General features: G+C 63.5%; 14 protein-coding genes. 6 read left to right on the forward strand and 8 right to left on the reverse strand.

All coding sequences use genetic code 11. The features are described from left to right. Nucleotides 1-62: 62 nt before the first annotated feature. Nucleotides 63-683, reverse strand: coding sequence for a TetR/AcrR family transcriptional regulator (locus UP10_RS11305; RefSeq protein ID WP_044587418.1), 621 nt, complete (start codon nt 681-683; stop codon nt 63-65). Between the two features lie 76 nt (nt 684-759). Here UP10_RS11305 and UP10_RS11310 point away from each other — a divergent pair, with 76 nt between their 5' ends. The 3 genes from UP10_RS11310 to UP10_RS46340 all read left to right on the forward strand — a co-directional run bounded on the left by UP10_RS11310 (nt 760) and on the right by UP10_RS46340 (nt 2,477). Next, entirely contained in the window at nt 760-1,122 is a 363-nt protein-coding gene (locus UP10_RS11310; RefSeq protein WP_044587419.1) for a darcynin family protein, read from the forward strand. Nucleotides 1,123-1,314: 192 nt separating this feature from the next. After that, nucleotides 1,315-2,349 (forward strand): GGDEF domain-containing protein, encoded by a 1,035-nt coding sequence (locus tag UP10_RS46335; protein ID WP_283807647.1) that lies wholly within the window; start codon nt 1,315-1,317, stop codon nt 2,347-2,349. Then, nucleotides 2,241-2,477 carry a diguanylate cyclase domain-containing protein gene (locus UP10_RS46340; protein ID WP_283807648.1) on the forward strand — a complete coding sequence of 79 codons (237 nt, stop codon included), beginning with the start codon at nt 2,241-2,243 and terminating at the stop codon, nt 2,475-2,477. Before UP10_RS46335 ends, UP10_RS46340 begins: the two co-directional genes overlap by 109 nt. Before the next feature lie 40 nt (nt 2,478-2,517). On the opposite strand, the gene UP10_RS44070 is transcribed toward UP10_RS46340, so the two are convergent. Continuing rightward, on the reverse strand, nt 2,518-3,306 hold the full coding sequence (locus UP10_RS44070; RefSeq protein WP_044587420.1) for an IclR family transcriptional regulator: 789 nt from the start codon (nt 3,304-3,306) through the stop codon (nt 2,518-2,520). Between the two features lie 124 nt (nt 3,307-3,430). On the opposite strand from UP10_RS44070, the gene UP10_RS11325 reads away from it, so the two are divergent. Together UP10_RS11325 and UP10_RS11330 are read left to right on the forward strand one after the other, a co-directional pair. Continuing rightward, nucleotides 3,431-5,251, forward strand: a complete 1,821-nt coding sequence (locus UP10_RS11325) for a flavin-containing monooxygenase (RefSeq protein ID WP_082077053.1) — start codon at nt 3,431-3,433, stop codon at nt 5,249-5,251. Nucleotides 5,252-5,285: 34 nt separating this feature from the next. Further along, nucleotides 5,286-7,226, forward strand: coding sequence for an alkyl/aryl-sulfatase (locus UP10_RS11330; RefSeq protein ID WP_044587421.1), 1,941 nt, complete (start codon nt 5,286-5,288; stop codon nt 7,224-7,226). 118 nt (nt 7,227-7,344) lie between these two features. Here UP10_RS11330 and UP10_RS11335 read toward each other — a convergent pair whose 3' ends face one another. From UP10_RS11335 to UP10_RS11360, 6 genes are all read right to left on the reverse strand, one after another. Then, a complete protein-coding gene (locus UP10_RS11335; RefSeq protein ID WP_044587422.1) occupies nt 7,345-8,049 on the reverse strand; it encodes an ABC transporter ATP-binding protein in 705 nt (234 codons plus the stop codon). Next, entirely contained in the window at nt 8,042-8,785 is a 744-nt protein-coding gene (locus tag UP10_RS11340) for an ABC transporter ATP-binding protein (RefSeq protein WP_044587423.1), read from the reverse strand. The genes UP10_RS11335 and UP10_RS11340 overlap by 8 nt, the downstream gene beginning before the upstream one ends. A gap of 9 nt (nt 8,786-8,794) precedes the next feature. Then, nucleotides 8,795-9,781, reverse strand: coding sequence for a branched-chain amino acid ABC transporter permease (locus UP10_RS11345; RefSeq protein WP_044587424.1), 987 nt, complete (start codon nt 9,779-9,781; stop codon nt 8,795-8,797). Continuing rightward, nucleotides 9,781-10,650: a branched-chain amino acid ABC transporter permease gene (locus tag UP10_RS11350; RefSeq protein WP_044587425.1), complete on the reverse strand. Its 870-nt coding sequence runs from the start codon at nt 10,648-10,650 to the stop codon at nt 9,781-9,783. The genes UP10_RS11345 and UP10_RS11350 overlap by 1 nt, the downstream gene beginning before the upstream one ends. Before the next feature lie 16 nt (nt 10,651-10,666). After that, on the reverse strand, nt 10,667-11,920 hold the full coding sequence (locus UP10_RS11355; protein WP_044587426.1) for an ABC transporter substrate-binding protein: 1,254 nt from the start codon (nt 11,918-11,920) through the stop codon (nt 10,667-10,669). Between the two features lie 256 nt (nt 11,921-12,176). Then, nucleotides 12,177-13,244: a glycosyltransferase family 4 protein gene (locus tag UP10_RS11360; RefSeq protein ID WP_044587427.1), complete on the reverse strand. Its 1,068-nt coding sequence runs from the start codon at nt 13,242-13,244 to the stop codon at nt 12,177-12,179. A gap of 326 nt (nt 13,245-13,570) precedes the next feature. Here UP10_RS11360 and UP10_RS11365 point away from each other — a divergent pair, with 326 nt between their 5' ends. Further along, entirely contained in the window at nt 13,571-15,334 is a 1,764-nt protein-coding gene (locus tag UP10_RS11365; protein WP_044587477.1) for an ABC transporter ATP-binding protein, read from the forward strand. Nucleotides 15,335-15,385 lie beyond the last annotated feature (51 nt).

Raw genomic sequence — 15,385 nt, forward strand, 5'->3', positions numbered from 1 at the left:
CGTGCGTTCCACAGTTGTTTCGCTGCATGATGCGTATGCGATGCGGCCTTGCCTGAAGCCGTTCATGCCCGGTCACGGCCATGCAGATATCCCTCGATCGCGCGCAGCACCCGGCGGCTGGCGGCAGGCCGCGACAGGTCCTTCTGGAGCGCATGGTCGACCATCGCACGGGAGATCACGATCACGTCCTCGATCGTATCGCCATCGACGGGCTTGCCGATCTCGCTTCGGTGTCTCTCCAGCAGGGCACGGACCAACGCCTTCAGCTCTCCGGACGCCGATGAATCTGACGACGTCGGGCGCAGGCGATCTTCCTCGGTCTCCAGGATGCGGTTCAGTCCCGCCCGCTCGGCGTGCACCTCGATCTGGGCGCGAACGAGGAGCTTGAGTGCCGCCGTCAGGCTCTTTCCCTCGGATGCCGCGAACGCGTCCCGCACCTTCTCCAACAGCTCGTCTTCGAATCTGGCGATCAGGGCGAGGGTCAGCGCGTCCTTGTTCGGGAAGTACTGGTAGACCGAGCCGACGCTGATCCCGCCACGTTCGGCCACCGCATTGGTGTTGTAACCCTCGAGCCCGCGCTGCTCCAAAACGCGAGCCGCGGCCTCCAGGATGACCGCGACGGTTTCCCGCGAGCGCTGCTGAAGCGGCTGTTTCCGGGCCTTTACGCGCCGTTTCGCCGGCATGAGTTTCGCTCCTGAAACGCGAGTTGTGGAATACGAGCAATTACTCACATTATGCAGGCGAAAGGAAACCTGATCAATGACCACATTACAATCGACAACATCCGCTGTCCTCCCCGAACATGAGGACGATCCCAACACGTTTCACATCTTTGTCATGGTCAAGACCACGCGGCATTGGCTCGATCTGAAGACCGAGCAGCGCCGCGCCTTCCTGGACGAGGAAATCATCCCGCTGCTCAGGCGGCGTCCCGAACTCAGGATACGCTGGTTCGAACCGGAGGCTTTCTCGACCAGGGCGACCGACGTCATGATTTGCGAAACCCGCGACCTGACGGCTTGGGCCTGGTTCTGCGATCACCTTCGTGACACCCGGTTCTGGGACCACTATTTCGAAGTGCTCGACATCATGCCGGCGCTCGAGGGCAACTACCTGGCCTAGGATGAGCCAAGCCAGCCCGGACCTGTCCGGGCTGGCTTGTCGGCAGGTCCGGAATGAAAAAGGCTCCAGCGGCGCCCCGTTGGATGCGGTTAACGCATCCCTAATGCGCTGAAGTCGATTCAATTTTAGCGATCTGGACCCCGGTAGCTTTACGTCCCTCCGGTATCCTGCGGGCCGTATCGGGGGAAAACCATGCCGTTCGGGAGATTCAGATCTGGCGCCGCGTCGATCTCCGACGCCGTCTATCTGGAGGTTATCGGGACGCTTTACGGGACCACGGTCCCGATCCTGATTGCCGGCGGTTGTCAGGCAATCGTCGGCGCGATTTCGGTCAGCGAGACCGGGGACCGCCTCTCCGCGGCGCTGGCGATCGTCGGCGTTGTCGTCGCCGTCGTGCGGCTGTTCGGCGTGCTCGCATTCCGGAACGAAACGCGCCGGAGGCCGCTGCGCGATCGGGCCGAGGGCGTCGTCTGGGAATGGCGCTACGCGGTGGGCAGCGTGGCCACCGCCCTGACCATCGGGTTGTTTGCCGGCCGCAGCCTGTTCGTCGACGACGCGATCTGCCTGGTGATGGCGGTCGGCATCGCCTTCGGCTTCAGCGCGGGGATCGTCGCGCGGCTGTCGTTGCGGCCGGTGGTCGCGATCCTGGATTTCGCGGCGGTGGCTCTGCCCGCGGTCGTTGCGAGCTTCATGAAGGCATGGGATGCACCGCATATCGCGCTGGGCGTCATGTTCCTGGTCTTCATAGTGGCCGGTGTCGAGATGGTTCGTTTGTCTTACGACAACACGCTGAACCAGATGTCGCTGAAGCGGAAGTTCGAACAGCTGGCGCGTATCGACCCGATGACCGGCCTGCTCAACCGCTCGGTGCTCGCCACCGACCTCGCGGAGATCCTCGCAGAACGCGGTAGCGCGATGGCTGCGGTCCATGCCATCGACCTCGATCATTTCAAGGCGGCCAACGACCGCTTCGGTCATCCGGTCGGCGACGCCCTGCTGCGGCAGGTGGCGGCAAGGTTGTCGTCGCTCGCCGACGGTACCGATCTCGTCGTGCGCATGGGCGGCGACGAATTCATCCTGGTCCAGGGGCGCCGCAATCCCGCGGCGAGGCCGAAGCCATGGCGCAGCGGATTTTCGACACGATCAGCGCGCCCTATCGGATTGGCGATCATGACATCGTCATCGGGGCCAGTATCGGCATCGCGCTGTCGCCCGAGCACGGCATGACGGTCGAGGCACTGCTCTCGCGGTCCGACGCGGCGCTGTATCGTGCAAAGGAGCGTCGCGGCGGCTACGTCTTCGCGGCCGAGCCGGCACGCGTGGATGACGATCGCAGCCGGCAACGCGCCGCCTGACGATGGCAGCATCAAGATGGATGTGAGGAAGTGACCGGGGCTAGCCGTCCGCCACCAGCGCGCGGATGCTGCGGGCGAGGCCGAGGATGCGCGGGCCGCATTCGCGCTCGATCTGCTCGGCGCTGAACCGGTATGAGGGAACACCGCAATTGACCGCCAGGCACTCGCCCGATGACGTGCGGTAGAGCGGCGCGGCAACGCCGAAGATCTCGCGCCGCCATTCGCCAAGTGAGACGGCGAAGCCGCACTCCTTGCACAGCTCGATGTCAGGCAGCGTGCGCTTCTGGACGTAATCGAACTCGTCGGGACGCTCGGCCTTGACGCGCGCCACATAGGCGTCGAGCTCGTCCCCGGTGAATAGCGACAACAGCGCGCGGCCGACCGCGGTCGGCGCCAGCGTGCTGACGAAACCGACATCAGGCACATGCGGCGCCGCATCCGTCGTGCGCAGCGTCTCGACATAGATGAAGTCGAGCCCGAACGGCATCGCGATCGACACCGTGCCGCCGGCATAGGTTGCGAAGTCACGCATCAGCGGGCGCGCGAGTTGGCGCACCTTCAGGGACGACAACACCGGATAGGCCGCGGCGAGCACGCCAAGCCCGAGTACGAAGCGGCCCTTGGCATCGCGCCTGAGATAGCCGAGTTGCTCCAGCGTGTAGGTCAGCCGCGACACCGTCGGCCGCGACAGGCCCGTATGCTGGGCGAGTTCGGCGTTCGACAGCGGGCCGGCGTGACTGCGGAAGGCCGCCAGGAGGTCGAGCCCATGCGCGAGGGTGGTCGCAAAGGATGGGTCGGTTTGCGGCTCGGCCGTAATCAGCGACGTCATGCAAAATAATGGTCTCAGATTGGCATTATTGTCAATATATCGAAATGAATTTGCCAATTGTGTCGATATGGGGTTAGTTGCGCTGGAATGGCGACCAAAAGCCTGATGAGTGAGGCGCTTGCTGATGACCATGACTGACCAGCCCCGGAACGCAAAACCCTCTGCAATCGACAAGGAGCGCCTGCGCCAAAAGTATCTGGAGGAGCGCAACAAGCGGCTGCGTTCTGACGGCAACGACCAGTATCTGCAGATCAAGGGACAGCTGGCGCACTATCTCGACGATCCCTACACGCCGGTCACCCCGCGCCCGCCGAAGAGCGACCATGTCACCTTTGCCTTCATCGGTGGCGGCTTCGCAGGGCTTGCCACGGCGGCCCGGCTGACCGAGGCCGGCATCAAGGATGTTCGCATCATCGAGAAGGGCGGCGATTTCGGCGGCACCTGGTACTGGAACCGCTATCCCGGCGCGCAATGCGACACAGCTTCGATGGTCTACATGCCGCTGCTGGAAGAGACCGGCCACATGCCGTCGGAGAAATACGCGCATGCGCCGGAGATCCTCGCGCACTGCCAGCGGATCGGCAAACATTTCGGCCTCTACCACAACGCGCTGTTTCACACCGAGGTGGTGAGCCTCGACTGGGACGAGGCGCAATCGCGCTGGACGATCCGCACCACCCGAGGAGACGCCTTCACCGCGCAATATGTCGGCATCGGCACCGGTCCGCTGCACGTGCCGAAGCTTCCCGGCATTCCCGGCATCGAGAACTTTAAGGGGCATTCGTTCCACACCAGCCGCTGGGATTACGACTACACCGGCGGCAATCCCCAGGGCGCGCTGATGGAGAAGCTGGCCGGCAAGCGCGTCGGCATCATCGGGACAGGTGCAACCTCCGTGCAATGCGTGCCGCATCTCGCGCGTGCTTGCAAGGAGCTCTACGTGTTCCAGCGCACGCCTTCGTCGGTCGACGTGCGCGGCAATGTTCCGATCGATCCAAAATGGTTCGCGGATATTGCCACGCCCGGTTGGCAACTGCGCTGGCTGGAAAATTTCACTGCAAATCAGGCCGGCGGCTCCGCGGAAGAGGATCTGGTGCAGGACGGCTGGACCGATTTGTCGAAGCGGATCCGCGCCAAGGTCATGCTGCTGCCGCGCGAGCAAAGGACCGTGCAAAACATGCGGGCCGCTTTCGAGGATTCCGACTTCGAAAAGATGGAGGAAATCCGCAACCGGATCGACAGCATCGTCCGCGATCGCGAGACGGCTGCGAATCTCAAGGCTTGGTACGGCCAGCTCTGCAAGCGGCCCTGCTTCCATGATTCGTATCTTCAGGCGTTCAATACGCCCGGTGCGCATTTGGTTGATACCGAAGGCAAGGGCGTCGATGCCATCACCGAGAACGGGATTGTCGTCGCCGGCAAGGAATACGAGCTCGATTGCATCATCTATGCGTCCGGCTTCGAGGTCGGCACGGAATACAAGCGCCGCGCCGGCTTCGACCTGACGGGCCGGGATGGCGTTAAGCTGTCGGAGTATTGGGCGCAGGGCATGCGGACCAAGCACGGCATCCACGTCCATGGCTTTCCGAATGCGTTCTTCGTGCAGCCGACCCAGGGCGCCAATCTCATCTCCAATGTGCCGCACAATTTGACCGAGGCGGCAAGGACGATCGCGCAGATGGTGAGCCACGCGCAGGCGAACGGCTTTGCGCAGATCGAGGTCAGCAAGGAAGCCGAAGATCGCTGGATCGAGCTTCTGCTGACCAGCGTCGGCCGGATGATCGGCGGGCCCGATTGCACGCCCGGCTACTATAACAACGAGGGACACGAGCCCGGCCCGGCCGCCAAGCTTAACGTCGGCTATCCGGCCGGTGCCTTGGCCTACTTCAAATATATCGACGAGTGGCGCCGCAGCGGGCAGTTCGAAGGTGTGCAGTTTCGCTGAGTGACGCGCGACCAATAATAGTGCGAGGGAGTAAATGACCATGACGACAGCCGATACGTCGCAGCCAACTCCGAAGGCCGCATCCGCCTCCGTTATCGCGCAACACGAGGCGACGCTGAAGGCGCTGCCGTTCTCTGATGTCAGGGATTTCGACGATGCCGCGCGCGGCTTCCTCGGCACCATCGAGAATGCGAAGATCGCCTCCGCGCAGGGGCGGACGGTCTGGAGCCTCGAGCCTTACGGCTTTCTGTCTGACGAGAACGCGCCGCCATCCGTCGATCCCAGCCTGTGGCGGCAGTCGCGGCTCAACATGCATCACGGCCTGTTCGAGGTGGTCCCTGGCGTCTACCAGGTGCGCGGGCTCGACATCGCCAACATGACGCTGATCGAAGGCGACAAGGGCGTCATCGTCGTGGATACGCTGACCTCGATCGAGGGCGCGCGCGCGGCGATGGAGCTATATTTCCAGCACCGTGGTCGGCGGCCGGTCGTGGCCGTGATTTTCTCGCACACTCATACCGACCATTGGGGCGGCGCGCGCGGCGTGATCGATGACGAGATGCTGGCGGCGGGCGTGCCGATCATCGCGCCGAACCTGTTCATGGAGCACGCGGTCTCCGAAAACGTCATCGCCGGGCCGGCGATGCTGCGCCGCGCGCAATATCAGTTCGGGCCGTTCCTCGCCAAGGGCGTGCGCGGCCAGGTCGATTGCGGCCTTGGCAAGACCATGGCGGCGGGCTCCGTGGCGCTGCTGCGCCCGACCGACCTGATCATCGCGACCGGCGACGTCAGGATCATCGACGGCGTCGAGTTCGAATTCCAGATGGCGCCGAACAGCGAGGCGCCGGCGGAGATGCATTTCTTCCTGCCGCGCTACAAGCTGCTGAACCTCGCGGAGAACTGCACGCATAATTTCCACAATCTGCTGCCGTTCCGCGGCGCCGATGTCCGCGACGCGCTGGCCTGGTCGAAATATCTCGGCGAGGCCCTGCAGATGTGGGGCGGCAAGGCCGAGGCGATGTGCGGCCAGCATCACTGGCCGGTGTGGGGGCGCGACCGCATCGACACCATGATCCGCCAGCAGCGCGATCTCTATAAGTACGCGCACGACCAGACTATCCGGCTGATGAACCACGGACTCAATGCGGCCGAGATCGCTGAAGCCATCCGCCTGCCGCAGAGCCTCGAAGGCGCCTGGCACGGCCGCGGCTATTACGGCCATATCAGGCACAATGTGAAGGCGATCTACCAGAAGTATCTCGGCTGGTACGACGCCAATCCGGTCAACCTCGATCCACTGCCGCCGGTGGAGTCGGGCAAGAAGTATGTCGAGTACATGGGCGGCGCAGACGCGATCCTGAAACGTGCTGAAGCAGATTTCGCCAAGGGTGAATTCCGCTTCGTCGCGCAGGCGGTCAGCCATCTCGTGTTTGCCGATCCCGACAACCAGGCGGCGCGCGCGATGCTGGCTGACACGTTCGAGCAGCTGGGCTACGCCGCGGAGAGTTCGACCTGGCGCAACGCCTATCTGTTCGGCGCCCAGGAATTGCGCCAGGGCATGCCGAAGACGCCGCCGCGCGCCCCGATGCCGCGTGAGACGCTGGCCGCGCTGCGCACCGAGCAGCTGTTCGACGTGCTCGGTGTCCGCCTCAACGGTCCCAAGGCGGAGGGCAAGCGCATCGTGCTGAACTGGAATTTCACCGACACCGGCGAGAGCTTCATCCTGAATCTCGAGAATGCGGCGCTGACCTACGTCAAGGGCGCGCAGGCGGGCGATGCCCATGCCAGCTTCACGCTGGCGCGTGGCACGCTCGACGAGATCATCGCCAAGCTGACCACGTTCCCGAACGCCGTCGCCGCCGGCAAGATCAAGGCCGCGGGTGACCCGATGCGGCTCGGCGAATTGATGGCGCTGATGGATGAGTTTCCGCGGATGTTCGAGATTGTCGAGCCGAAACGGACGGTGGTGACTTAGAAGCTGTCGCCGTCATTGCGAGGAGCGACAGCGACGAAGCAATCCATCGGCCGGCATACGCGGAACTTTGGATTGCTTCGCTTCGCTCGCAATGACGGTGGAGGGTACAAACTCCACCTTAAATCCCCAGATACGCCGCCTGCACCTGCTTGTTGTTGGCAAGCTCGGTGCTGGTGCCGTGCATGATCACCTTGCCGCTTTCCAGCACATAGGCGCGCTGCACCAGCGACAGTGCGCGGCTGACATTCTGCTCGACCAAAAGGATCGCGGTGCCCATCTTGTGGATCTCGCCGATCTTCTCGAAGGTCACGTCGGTCATCACGGGTGCGAGGCCTAGCGAGGGTTCATCGAGCATCAGCAGGCGCGGTTTGAGCATCAGCCCACGGCCGACTGCGAGCATCTGCTGCTCACCGCCGCTCATGGTGCCGGCGAGCTGTTTCTTGCGATCGGCGAGGCGCGGGAAGATGTTATAGACCAGCTCCATGGTTCGGACGCGATCCGCCTTGGCCTTCGGCACATAGGCGCCGATCTCGAGGTTTTCCTGCACGGTCATCTCCGGAAAGACCTGGCGTCCTTCAGGGACATGCGCGATGCCAAGCTCGGGAATGCGATACGGCGGCAGCGTGGCGAGATCGACGCCGTCGAAGGTGACCTTGCCCGCGAACAATTTCACAAGGCCAGAGACGGCGCGCAACGTCGTGCTCTTGCCGGCACCATTGGCGCCGAGCAGGCCGACGGCCTCGCCCTCGCCGATGGAGATGCTGACATCGGTGATGGCCGGGACCGAGCCGTAGCTGGCGCTGACGCCGGTAAGCTCAAGCATGCGCGTCTCCCGGCGGATGCACGTAGGAGCCGAGATAGGCGCGGATCACTTCCGGGTTCTCCACGATCTCCTTCGGCGCACCCTCGGCGATCTTCTGGCCGTGGTCGAGCACCACGATGTGGCGGGCCACCGCCATGATCGCGCGCATCACGTGCTCGACGATCACGATGGTCAGGCCCGCGGCGGAGAGTTTCTTGATCAGCGCGACTGCCTGGTCGATTTCGGACGGATTGAGCCCGGCCATCACTTCGTCGAGCAGCAGGATTTTTGGCTGCGTCGCCAGCGCGCGGGCCATTTCCAGCCGGCGCTGGTCGATCGTGGTGAGATCCTTGGCCGCCGTCTGCTCTTTGGCGTTGAGGCCGACGAAGTCGATCGCCTCGAGCGCCTTTTGTCGCGCAGCGGCCATATGCCGGTCGCGCAGGAAGGCGCCGGTCATCACGTTGGCGAGCACCGTCATCGCACCAAACGGCTTTGCCACCTGGAAGGTGCGGGCCATTCCGAGCGCGCAGACGTCGTGCGGCCGCAGGCCCACGACCTCCTTGCCGAAGGCGAGCACCGAGCCGGAGTCCGGGCGGTGGAATCCGGTGATCAAGTGAAAGCTCGTGGTCTTGCCGGCACCGTTCGGGCCGATCAGCGCGACCGTCTCGTTCTCCTGCACGGAGAAGCTGACGTCCTGCACGGCGCGCAGGCCGCCGAAGCGCTTGCTGAGACCCTTGATGACCAATGCGTCCGCCATCGTCTGCCCTTACGCACGCGCCAGCTTGCGCCTGATATAGCGTTGATAGGCCTCACGCGCGACGCCGATCAGCCCGGTCGGGCGCCACAGGATCACGGCGATCAGGATCACGCTGTAGACGGTGAGCTGGATGCCGCCGACCGAGCTGCCGAGCCAGCTTTGCAGCAGCGCCGAGGTGGTCTCCAGCAGCACGGTGCCGATGACGGGCCCCCACAGCGTGCCGATGCCGCCGACGATCGACACCAGCGCGGCCTCGATCGAGACGCTGAAGCTGAAGGCGGTCGCGGGATCGATGAAGTAGATGTACTGGGTGTAGAAGGTGCCGGCGAGCGCGGTCAGGAACGCGCTGATCAGGTAGATGTCGCGCTTGATCTTCGGCGCGTTGACGCCGATGGCTTCCGCCGCGTCCTCATCCTCGCCGATCGCGACCAGGTAGTAGCCCATCCACGATCTCTCGATCAGATGGGTGACCCAGAGGCCAACGACGAGAAGTCCGAGGATGACGTAATAGTACGATGCCTTGTCCTCGAACTGCATCATCAGCGGCGCGCTGCCGAGGTTCGGGATCGTGGTGCCCTCGGCGCCCCAGGCGAAGTCGCGGAATTTCAGGAAGATCAGCATCAGCACCTGCGCGGTCGCAATGGTCGCGATGGTGAAATAGGGGCCGCGCAGGCGGAAGCAGAGCCAGCCGATCGGCAGGCTCGCCAGCATCGCGACCACGCCGCCGGCGATCATCCCGATCCAGGGCGAGATGCCGTAGTTCACCTGCATGATGGTCGAGGTGTAGGCGCCGAGGCCGAAATAGGCGGAGTGCCCGAGCGACAGCTGCTTGGCGTAGCCGCCCATCAGGTTCCAGGCGACGCCGATGAAGGAGAACAGCAGGATGCGGATGAGGATGTCGACTGCAAACGACGAGGTGATGAGCTGGGGCAGGGCGATCAGGACCACGGCCGCCAGCGCCAGCCACAGCCACTTCATTTTCCCGGAGGTCAGCATCAGCGGCCTCTCCTGGCGCCAAGGCCGGTGGGCTTGAAGGCGAGCGTCAGCAGCAGCATCGCGAACACCACGATCAATCCGGAATCGGCGCCGACGAACTGGATACCGAGCGATTCGGCGACGCCCATCATCAGGCTGGCGACCAGCGCGCCGATCACATTGCCGAGCGTGCCGAGCACGACGGCGACGAACGCCATCAGCACGAAGGTCTGGCCGACGAACGGATAGGCTGAATAGAACGGCATCAACAGCGATCCGGCGGCACCCGCCAGCGCCAGCGCGGCGCCGAATGCGACCGCGAACACGCGGTTGGGATTGATCCCCATCAGCATCGCGACATCGCGGTTCTGCGATGCCGCCCGCATTGCCCGGCCGAGATCGGTGGTGTGCAGGAACAGCCAGAGCAGGCCGCTGAGTGCCATCGCGACGCCGAATGCGATCAGTTTTGCCACGGGAACGTAGAGCCCGCCGAAATGGAAGGCTTCGTCCGAATAGGAGGTGTGGACGGTGCGGTAATTCGCGGTGAAGAGCATCAGCGCAAGGTTCAAGAGCAACAACGACAGCGCGAAGGTCAGGAATATCTGCGGCATGTCGTTCGGCCCCAGCACCCTGCGGATCAGGAAATGCTGGATCAGCACGCCTACGACAAACAGCACCGGCATCGAGACGACGAGTGAGACCAAGGGATCGATGCCGAACTGGGTGGCGAGGAAGAACGAGATGTACATCCCGATCATCACGAATTCGCCCTGCGCGAAATTGACGATCTTGACCACGCCGAAAATCAGCGTGACGCCGATGCTGACGAGCGCGTAGATGCCGCCGATGAGCAGGCCGTTGATCACGGCCTGGGCCAGTGTCTCCCACATGCGAGGCGACCGCCGTTCAGGTTTTCATCAGCGGGGCGCGGGCGTCTTCCTTCGGGAAGACGCTGACCAGATCGGTGTTCTGCCACTGCACGCCGACCGGGCGGCCGTAGACGTTCTTGCCGTCGGGCCCGAACTTGACCTTGCCGCCGGGTGCCATCGCCGCATACCCCGACGACACATCGAGCGTCGAGAGAGCTTCCCGGACCTTCTTGGGATCGGCAGACGCCGCCCGTTCCAGCGCGTCGGCCAGCATGAAGGTCTGCGCGACCAGGCCGCCGGCATATTCGAACGCGAAATCCCCGGTCCGCTTCTTGAACTCGACGTTGACCTTCTGGGCCTCGTCGCTGACGTCATGGTTCCAGTGCGCAACGCCCTGCAGGCCCTCGGCCGCCTTGCCGACATTCTTGTAGAAGTCCGGCATTACGAAGCCGCCGGAGCCGCCGTTGATCGCGACGTTGAGTCCGACCTGCTTGACGGTGCGGACGATCAGGATGAGGTCGTTGAGATAGGAGAGCGAGAACAGCGTGTTGGCGCCGGAGGCTTTGACCTTGTTGATCAGCGGGCTCGCATCGGTAAAGCCGGCCGAGTAGGGCTCGAACATCACGATCTCGACGCCTTCGCCGGCTGCCTGTTCCTTCAGGCCGTTCGAGGTCGAGGTGCCGAACGCGGTGTTCTCGAAGATGACCGCGACCTTGGCCTGATCGCTGACCAGCTTGGCCATCTGCAATTGCGCCTTGGCGAACTGCGAGGCACGCGCAAACGGCGTGAAGGTGTAGGTGCGTCCCTTGTTGAGCTGGTCGGAGCTCGAGCCGGTGATGATCGGGACCTTGGCGCGCTCGCAGACTTCGCTTGCGATCAGCGTCAGCGCGCTGGCATAGCAGCCGTGGATCGCCGAGAGCTTGTTGCCTGATATCAGGCGGTCGGTCTCGGTGCGGGTCACCGTGGTGTCGCTCTGCACGTCTGAAATGGTCAAGTTGAGCTTGGCGCCGCCGAGCGACTTGATGCCGCCGGCCTCGTTGACCATTTCGACCGCGAGCTTGGCAGCCGCCACGCAGCCAGTGCCGATCTGCGCCATGCTGCCGGTGGTCGGATAGAGCGCGCCGATGTTGATGGGGTCGGCGGCCCAGCCTCGCAGCGGGACGGCACCGAATGCGCCGGCGGCGAGGACACCACCGGTCTTGACCAGGAATTTGCGTCGATTCAGCTTCTTCTGTGAGGCTTTGGCCGGAACGGCATTATTAATGGCCGAAGGCCTGCGGTTCCCTGTCATGGTGTTCCCCCTGCGCGACCGCGGTACGGCTGTTCCGTCCGTTCGCTTTTTTATTTTTGATCAAGCGGGCGCATAAGAGCACGTAACCCGGCATTCGCAAAGCCGGTATCAGCACGAAGCGTAACAACCGCGTGCATCGCAGCAATCATGGAGGACGTAGCCACCGGCGGCGCTATTATTGACAATCGAACGACCCGACGAGCCGGAACGCAAGGTGCGCCGGCCCGCCGGATCATTCGATCGGCCGCTGCAACTTCTACTCGGCGCTCGCCACCAGTTTGAAGCGTGGCTTGGCTTCCATCAGGCTGCGATAGGCGGCGAGATAGTCGAGCGCCATGCGGCGTGCCGTGAAGCGGGTTTCGAACTGCTTGCGGATCGCATTGCGGTCGAGCGTGGCGAGACGGCCGACGGCCGAGATGGCGCTGAGTTCGTCCTCGACGATGAAGCCGGTGAGGCCGTCGTCGATCACTTCAGGCACCGAGCCGCGGTTGTAGGCGATGACCGGCGTGCCGCAGGCCATGGCCTCGATCATGACGAGACCGAACGGCTCCGGCCAGTCGATCGGAACCAGCAGGCCGATTGCGCCACTGAGAAAATCCGGTTTCTCGCGGTCGCTGATCTCGCCGATGAAATCGACCAGCGGATTGTTCGTGATCAGCGGCTTGATCAATTCGTCATAATAATCCTGGTCGGCACGATCGACCTTTGCCGCGATCTTCAGCGGAATGCCGCAGCGGGTCGCGATCTTGATGGCGCGATCGACGCCCTTCTCCGGCGCGATGCGCCCGAGCACCGCGAGATAGGACGGCTTGGCCGGCTGCGGCGTCAGCAGGTTCTCCGGCAGGCCGTGGTGAATGGTGCGCACCCAATGCGCCTGCGGCACTGGCCGCCGCTGCGCATTGGAGATCGAGATGACCGGGATTTTGGAGAACGTGTTGAAGACGGGTTGATGCTCGGGCAGGTCGAGCCGTCCGTGCAACGTGGTCAGGAACGGCGTCGGCTGCCGGTGGAACAGCGACCACGGATAGTAGTCGAGATGGAAGTGCAGGAAGTCGAACTCGTCATCGTCGCATTTCTGCCGGACGCGCTCCAGCATCACCATATGCAGCGCGTTGGCATCGCGGACGGAACCGTCGAGGCGTAGTGCCTTGGGCCAGGTCGCATCGAGCTTCGCTGATGTCTGGGAATCGCCGCTGGCGAACAAAGTGACGTCATGGCCGAGGGCCACAAGTTCTTGCGTTAACCAGTGCACGACCCGTTCGGTGCCGCCGTAGAGTTTGGGGGGAACAGCCTCCGTCAGCGGGGCCACCTGCGCGATGCGCATGTCTCCGTCTCCTGTGTGTGATGTGGATGAACAAGAACCCTCAGCCCTTTGATGGCACCGGTATGCCGAGACGGGAACGTTCTCGCACGTGCGAGGTTCCTTATGTGTGTGAGATCTGCCGCTCCTTCCTTCCTTCACACTCTGGTCTTGCTGATGCCATCCCGCTCCAACACCTTTTGCCGACGGCACCGTTGCAAAATTGTTGCGCAGTGATGGCTGCACCAAGGATTCGACGCGCCGCTCTTCACGTCATCGTGCACGGGAAACTTAAGTAAAAAGATCTCGTTCACCCTCAACGGGTCGCTCAACAGGCTTTGCAGGACGTCATGGATCATCTGTCAGGATATGCGCATCGTCCCCTTCCCTTCGTGCTGCGCTATCTGCGCCGGCGTCTCAGCGCGCATGTTGTAATTTTGTCGGCCGTCGTTGCGGCTGTTGCCTGTTCGGTGGGCACGCAATACGGCGTGAAGAGTCTGGTGGATGCCCTGTCCGCCGGTCCGTCATACGCAGGTGGCGTATGGCTGGCATTCGCTCTGCTCATGTCGCTGATCGCCGCCGACAACTTCCTGTGGCGGATTGCTAGCTGGACCGGGAGTTTCACCTTTGTCGGCGTCACGGGCGACCTTCGCCGCGACATGTTCCGTCATCTCACCGGCCACGCGCCGAGCTATTTCTCGGATCGCCTGCCGGGCATGCTGACCAGCCGCATCACCGCGACGTCGAATGCGGTCTTCACTGTCGAGAACATGTTCGTCTGGAACGTGTTGCCACCGTGCATAGCGACCTTCTCGGCGATCGCGCTGATTGGAACCGTCAGCCTGACGATGTCGGCCGTGCTCGTGCTGATATCGGGAACCATGGTGCTGGCAATGTTCCATCTGGCGGCTGCCGGCAAGCCGTTGCATGACGAATTCGCCAACAAGGCTGCGGCGGTTGACGGCGAAATGGTCGATGTGATCAGCAATTTGCCGTTGGTGCGGGCGTTCTGTGGGCTTCGCTACGAGCACGATCGCTTCGATGCGACGGTGAATCGCGAAGTCGTCGCGCGCGGCCGTTCCCTGCGCTATCTGGAGAAACTCCGCCTCACTCACGCCGCCGTGACCGTGGTGCTGACCATCGCAATGCTGGCCTGGGCCATCAATCTCTGGCAGCAGGGCGCGGCGACCACCGGCGATGTCGTGCTGGTCTGTACGCTCGGCATCTCGATCCTCAGCGCCACCCGCGATCTCGCCGTCGCGCTGGTCGACGTCACCCAGCATGTCGCGCGGCTGACCGAGGCGCTCGCAACGCTGCTGCAGCCGCATGAGCTGAACGATCACCCGGAGGCCGAGCCTCTGGTGAAGAGTGGTGCTGCGATCGCTTTCAACAACGTGACGTTCGGTTATCCCGGCGGCATGCAGGTGTTCGAACGCTTCAGCCTGCGCATCCAGCCCGGCCAGAGGGTCGGCCTGGTCGGTCAGTCCGGCGGCGGCAAGTCCAGCCTGTTCACGCTGCTGCAGCGCTTCTACGACGTCGAGCAGGGCAGCATCACGATCGACGGCCAGGACATTTCCCGTGTCACCCAGCTCAGCCTGCGCGAGGCGATCTCCGTGGTGCCGCAGGACATCTCGCTGTTCCATCGCTCGATCATGGAGAACATCCGCTACGGCCGGCCGAACGCCTCCGACGACGAAGTGCTGCGGGCGGCGGTCGCGGCACGCTGCGACTTCATCGAAACCCTGCCGGAGGGCATGGACACCATCGTCGGCGATCGCGGCATCAAGGTTTCCGGCGGCCAGCGGCAGCGGATCGCGATCGCGCGCGCTTTCCTGAAGGATTCGCCGATCCTGCTGCTGGATGAAGCCACCGCCGCGCTCGACGCAGATTCCGAGGAAGCGATCCGCGAGGCGTTGTCGCGGCTGATGCGCGGGCGTACGGTGGTAGCGATCGCGCACCGCCTCGCGACACTGCGCAATTTCGACCGCGTGGTGATGCTGCAGGGCGGCCACATCATCGAGGATGGTCCGCCTGACCTGCTCGTGAAGGGCAAAGGGCCGTATCGCGACCTGGTTGCGCGCGAAATGGGCCGTCTCTCTGCCAGCGCGGCCTGAGCCTGCGTCATCCAGCGTCCTTGCGTCCCGGTGCGTTCGTCGCAGCAATAA

It is taken from the genome of Bradyrhizobium sp. LTSPM299 (assembly GCF_000938235.1).
In the GTDB taxonomy this organism is placed as follows: domain Bacteria; phylum Pseudomonadota; class Alphaproteobacteria; order Rhizobiales; family Xanthobacteraceae; genus Bradyrhizobium.